Origin of the sequence: Phenylobacterium sp. (genome assembly GCF_036821595.1) — a bacterium.
Lineage (GTDB): Bacteria > Pseudomonadota > Alphaproteobacteria > Caulobacterales > Caulobacteraceae > Phenylobacterium.
The window spans coordinates 1-4,376 of record NZ_DAISJG010000128.1 but is presented as its reverse complement, the minus strand read 5'-3'; the positions used below and the strand labels follow the sequence as shown (position 1 = coordinate 4,376).

General features: G+C 69.6%; 6 protein-coding genes. 1 reads left to right on the top strand and 5 read right to left on the bottom strand.

Annotation, left to right across the window (positions count from 1 at the left end; translation table 11 throughout):
• From V7Z97_RS19535 to sdhC, 3 genes are all read right to left on the bottom strand, one after another.
• Positions 1 to 835, bottom strand: an 835-nt coding sequence (locus V7Z97_RS19535; RefSeq protein WP_334165163.1) for an FAD-binding protein, incomplete at its 3' end; no start/stop codon positions are given.
• Positions 836 to 839: 4 nt separating this feature from the next.
• The gene (gene sdhD, locus V7Z97_RS19530) at positions 840 to 1,232 is read right to left on the bottom strand and encodes a succinate dehydrogenase, hydrophobic membrane anchor protein (protein WP_334165162.1); all 393 of its coding nucleotides are present in this window, start codon (positions 1,230 to 1,232) and stop codon (positions 840 to 842) included.
• A complete protein-coding gene (gene sdhC / locus V7Z97_RS19525; RefSeq protein WP_334165159.1) occupies positions 1,232 to 1,639 on the bottom strand; it encodes a succinate dehydrogenase, cytochrome b556 subunit in 408 nt (135 codons plus the stop codon). The genes sdhD and sdhC overlap by 1 nt, the downstream gene beginning before the upstream one ends.
• 173 nt (positions 1,640 to 1,812) lie before the next feature.
• Here sdhC and V7Z97_RS19520 point away from each other — a divergent pair, with 173 nt between their 5' ends.
• The gene (locus tag V7Z97_RS19520) at positions 1,813 to 2,697 is read left to right on the top strand and encodes a LysR family transcriptional regulator (protein WP_334165158.1); all 885 of its coding nucleotides are present in this window, start codon (positions 1,813 to 1,815) and stop codon (positions 2,695 to 2,697) included.
• A gap of 31 nt (positions 2,698 to 2,728) precedes the next feature.
• Here V7Z97_RS19520 and V7Z97_RS19515 read toward each other — a convergent pair whose 3' ends face one another.
• Complete coding sequence (locus tag V7Z97_RS19515) at positions 2,729 to 3,607, bottom strand: HNH endonuclease (protein WP_334165157.1); 879 nt, start codon at positions 3,605 to 3,607, stop codon at positions 2,729 to 2,731.
• A gap of 172 nt (positions 3,608 to 3,779) precedes the next feature.
• Positions 3,780 to 4,376: glycosyltransferase family 9 protein (locus tag V7Z97_RS19510; RefSeq protein ID WP_334165156.1), on the bottom strand; the 597-nt coding region annotated here is incomplete at its 5' end.

Here is a 4,376-nt window from a genome sequence, read left to right as displayed (position 1 = left end):
CGTAGCGTTCCATGAACCGCTCGCCCTCGGAGTTGGTCAGGTAGCCGCCCTCGCCTCTCGCGCCCTCGGTGATCAGGCAGCCGGCGCCGTAGATGCCGGTGGGGTGGAACTGCACGAACTCCATGTCCTGCAGCGGCAGGCCGGCGCGCAGCACCATGGCGTTGCCGTCGCCGGTGCAGGTGTGGGCGCTGGTGCAGGAGAAGTAGGCCCGGCCGTAGCCGCCGGTGGCCAGGATGACGAGCTGGGCCTGGAAGCGGTGCAGGGTGCCGTCGTCGAGCTTCCAGGCGGTGACGCCCCGACAGACGCCTTCGTCCATGATCAGGTCGAGGGCGAAGTACTCGATGAAGAACTCGGTGTCGTTGGCCAGGGACTGCCCGTACATGGTGTGCAGCATGGCGTGGCCGGTGCGGTCGGCCGCGGCGCAGGTGCGCTGGATCGGCGCCTCGCCGAAGTTGCGGGTCATGCCGCCGAAGGCCCGCTGGTAGATCTTGCCCTCGGGCGTCCGCGAGAACGGCACGCCCCAGTGCTCCAGCTCGTAGACGGCGGCCGGCGCGTTGCGGCAGAGGTATTCGATGGCGTCCTGGTCGCCCAGCCAGTCCGACCCCTTGACGGTGTCGTACATGTGCCAGCGCCAGTCGTCCTCGCCCATGTTGCCGAGGCTGGCCGAGATGCCGCCCTGGGCCGCGACGGTGTGCGAGCGGGTCGGGAAGACCTTGGTCACGCAGGCCGTCTTGAGCCCCGCCTGGGCGCAGCCGAGCGCGGCGCGGAGGCCCGAGCCGCCGGCGCCGACGACGACGACGTCGAACTTGTGGTCGATGAATTCGTAGGCCGCCATGGCTTCAGTAGACCCCGCCGCTGAACGCGACTTTCAGGATGGAGAGCACCGCCAGCGCGCCGGCGAGGCCGCAGACGAAGAGGTTGAGGAGCAGCAGGCCGGCCTTGGACAGGGTCTTGTGGATGTAGTCCTCCACGATCACCCGCAGGCCGGTGTGCATGTGCCAGAAGCTGATCGCCAGCAGCAGCACCATCAGGGTGGCGTTCACCGGCTGGCCGATCCACTGCACGGCGAAGGCGTAGTCGTGGGCGGCCAGGCGCAGGGCGGCGAACACGCCCCAAAGCGTCAGCGGCACGAGGGCGACGCCGCCCACCCGCTCGCCGATCCAGGTCCCGACGCCGTGCTTGGCGGCGCCCAGGCCGCGGGCGCGGCCGAGCGGGGTGCGGTAGCTGGCCATCAGAGCGCCCCCGTCATGGCGGCGATGATCCAGACCGCGACAGTGGCGGCGAGGGTGAAGGCGAAGACCAGCACCGCGGTGGCGTTGGCGGTCTTCACGTCCAGGCCGTGGCCGAGGTCCCAGACCACGTGCCGGATGCCGTTGGCCAGGTGGTAGAAGACCGCCAGGGTCAGGCCGAACATCACGAGCTTGCCGAGCGGCGAGCCGAGCACCGACTTGAAGGTCGCGTAGGCCTCGGGCCCGCTGGCCAGGGACACCGCCCAGGCCGCGACGATCAGGGCGCCGACGTAGAGCGCCACCCCGCTCGCCCGGTGCAGGATCGAGGTCCACATGGTGATGTGCCAGCGCCAGACCTGCAGGTGTGGCGACAGCGGGCGCTCGCGCGGGGCCCTGGTGGCGTCGGTCATGTGCTTGCCGCTCGCTCTTTGTCCTGGAAGCGACCCGGTTTTAGGCCGCCCCTGATCGCTGTCAATTGAAGGCGGGCCAGAGGGGGCCTACCTTCGCAAAGGCCGAACCATCTTGTTTTCGGCTCGTCGCGCAATGCGTCTTTCCTGTAGGGTTCCTTCGCGAAAGGCGAAGGATGCGGTTCGACCTCACCGACCTCAGACTGTTCTGCGAAGTGGTTGACGCAGGGTCCATCACGGCGGGCGCGGAGAAATCCGCCCTGGCGCTGGCGGCGGCGTCGACGCGCATCCGCGGCATGGAGCTGAGCCTGGGCGCGTCCCTGCTCGCCCGCTCGCGCCAGGGGGTGACGCCGACCCCGGCCGGCCGGCTGCTGCTGAAGCACGCCCGCGCCATCCTCGCCCAGAGCGCGCGGATGCGGGAGGACCTGGGCGCCTTCGCCGGCGGGGTGTCCGGCGAGGTGAAGGTGCTGGCCAACACCAATGCGCTGACCGAATTCCTGCCCGAGGCGCTGTCCTCCTTCCTGGCCGACCACCCGCACGTCAGCGTCGACCTGGAGGAGCGGCTGTCCGACGAGATCGTCGGCCTGATCGCCGAGGGCGTCGGCGACGTGGGGATCGTGGCCGGGACGGTGGAGGTGGGCGCCCTGGCCGCCTACCCGTTCCGCACCGACCGCTTCGTGGTGGTGACCGCCAAGGGCCATCCGCTGGCGGCGCGCGGCCGGGTTTCCTTCGCCGAGGTGCTGGAGCACGACTTCGTGGGCCTGGACCGGGCGAGCTCCATCCAGCGGTTCCTCACCGGCCGCTCGGCGCGCGAGGGCCGGCCGCTGCGGCTGCGCGTGCAGCTCCGCAGCTTCGACGCCGTCTGCCGGCTGGTGGAGTGCGGCGTGGGCGTCGGCATCGTGCCCCAGACCACCGCCAGCCGGGCGGTGAAGACCACGGCGCTCGAGGTGGTCGAGCTGACCGACGACTGGGCGGTGCGCGAGCTGAAGATCGTGGTGCGGGCGATGGACGAGCTTCGGCCCTATGCGCGGGAGCTGGTGGAGAGTCTGAGGGCGGCGTGAGGGCTCGGGCGCGAGCGCGAGTTTCCACCGCCTAGGCGTCGGCGCCATTCTGAAGGAACGGGCCTGGATCACGGCGCCGCTCTCCAAGCGCTACTAGGTACAGCGGCATACCCTTTTCGTCGGTGCCCGCGTTTGCGAACAACCTGATGACTGCAAACAGCACGTCACGCCCGGCGAGCGGTTCCCAACGGATCGTGACCCAATGCATCAGCTTCACGTTCTCTTCGGGCGGCGGGGTGTCCTCGTCCTCGCCGCCGCCGACGAGATAAGCAGCGTTCGGGTACTGCCCCAGCACCAGCTCACGCGTTGGCAGCGGGTCGAACGGCCCAGGATCGGCGGTCCACAAATGACAGTAGCCAACTTTGGCCAGCGCGCGTGCGAAAGTCACGAGGTCCATATTTCGCCGGCCCACGACCTCGGCGGACTCTCCGAACGGGAGCCCGATGGTCTCCGGAAAGTTGGGCGGCACATAGTAGAAATGCACTGCTTTACCGCTCTTGAATCCTCGCTGCGGCTCGTCGCCGGTTAGGATGCCAGGCAGGCCCAAGAACGGGACGACGGTTGAAAAGGGGTGGCTCCCAATTTCGAACTCGCGGACTTCCTCGCGGTCTTTAAACTTGATCAAGGCTCGCCGAGTCTTGGGGCGGTCCTTGGGCCTCCGCGTCGGGGCACCCGCGTGCAACCGATAGTCATAGTAGACGTGGCGGGCGAGGTAGCCGTCTAAGTAGCTGGTGATCTTCTCGCAGTTGGCGCAACTCGCCTTGGGCAGCACCGCTTTGCCGCCCAGAGAGAACGGGATGATGTGCTCGTCGCGAAGCCCCCGCCCATGACCATCCGAGCCGCAGTAGATGCAGCGCCCGACTGGTCGGAAAATGCGGCCTTGGATGTTCTCTGGTTCTGGCAGCGTCATCCCACGGCCTCAGGCGATTACATCAGCGGTTTTGGCGAAGCCGATGATAGGCGAGTCGCTTGTCAGCCACGCTGCGCACCATTCGGCCGCCTGCTCGACCCGAAGTAACTGCCGGAGGAGGATAGCTGCATCCCGCCGGAGCGGCGGCTGCGCGGCCTGCGCCGCCCTCACCCTACCCTCTCCCAGGGGGAGAGGGGATCAGGGCCTTCACCCGGTCGATGAGGCTGCGCCAGTCGCCGGGGGCGGGTTGGCGCAGGACCGTCGCGGAGGGGTGCCAGGCGGCGCGGCCGGCGGCGTCGGCGAGCCAGCGCCATTCGGGGGGATTGTGCTGCAGGAGGACCAGGGTCGGCTTGCCCATGGCGCCGGCGAGGTGGGCGACGCTCGTGTCGATGGAGACCACCAGGTCGAGGCCGGCGATCAGGTCGGCGGTGTCCTGGAAGTCGCGGGCGCCGCTGTCCTCCGGATGCAGGGAGACGGCGCCCGGCAGGGCCAGCAGTCCGGCGCCGAGGTCGGGCGGCAGGGAGCGGCCGGGGTCGGGCAGCGCGTTGCCGCGCCAGGCGATCCCGACGCCGCCGGAGCGGCGCGGCGTCCCGCGGAAGATGGGTCCGGTCGGGACGTCCGGGCCGCACCAGCGCGGCAGGGACATGGGCAGGGTCCAGAAATCGTGCGGCGCCACCGCCATACGGTCGGTGAGCGGCTGGACCGTCGCGGGCAGCTGGGCCAGCAGGCGGGCCATCTGCGGCAGGCAGGCGACGGTGACCTCGGCGTC

What these genes read in the sequence shown, in the direction of transcription:
- sdhD (WP_334165162.1), bottom strand. Translation starts at nt 1,232, where the DNA reads ATGGCCAGCTACCGCACCCCGCTCGGCCGCGCCCGCGGCCTGGGCGCC.
- sdhC (WP_334165159.1), bottom strand. Translation starts at nt 1,639, where the DNA reads ATGACCGACGCCACCAGGGCCCCGCGCGAGCGCCCGCTGTCGCCACAC.
- V7Z97_RS19520 (WP_334165158.1), top strand. Translation starts at nt 1,813, where the DNA reads ATGCGGTTCGACCTCACCGACCTCAGACTGTTCTGCGAAGTGGTTGAC.
- V7Z97_RS19515 (WP_334165157.1), bottom strand. Translation starts at nt 3,607, where the DNA reads ATGACGCTGCCAGAACCAGAGAACATCCAAGGCCGCATTTTCCGACCA.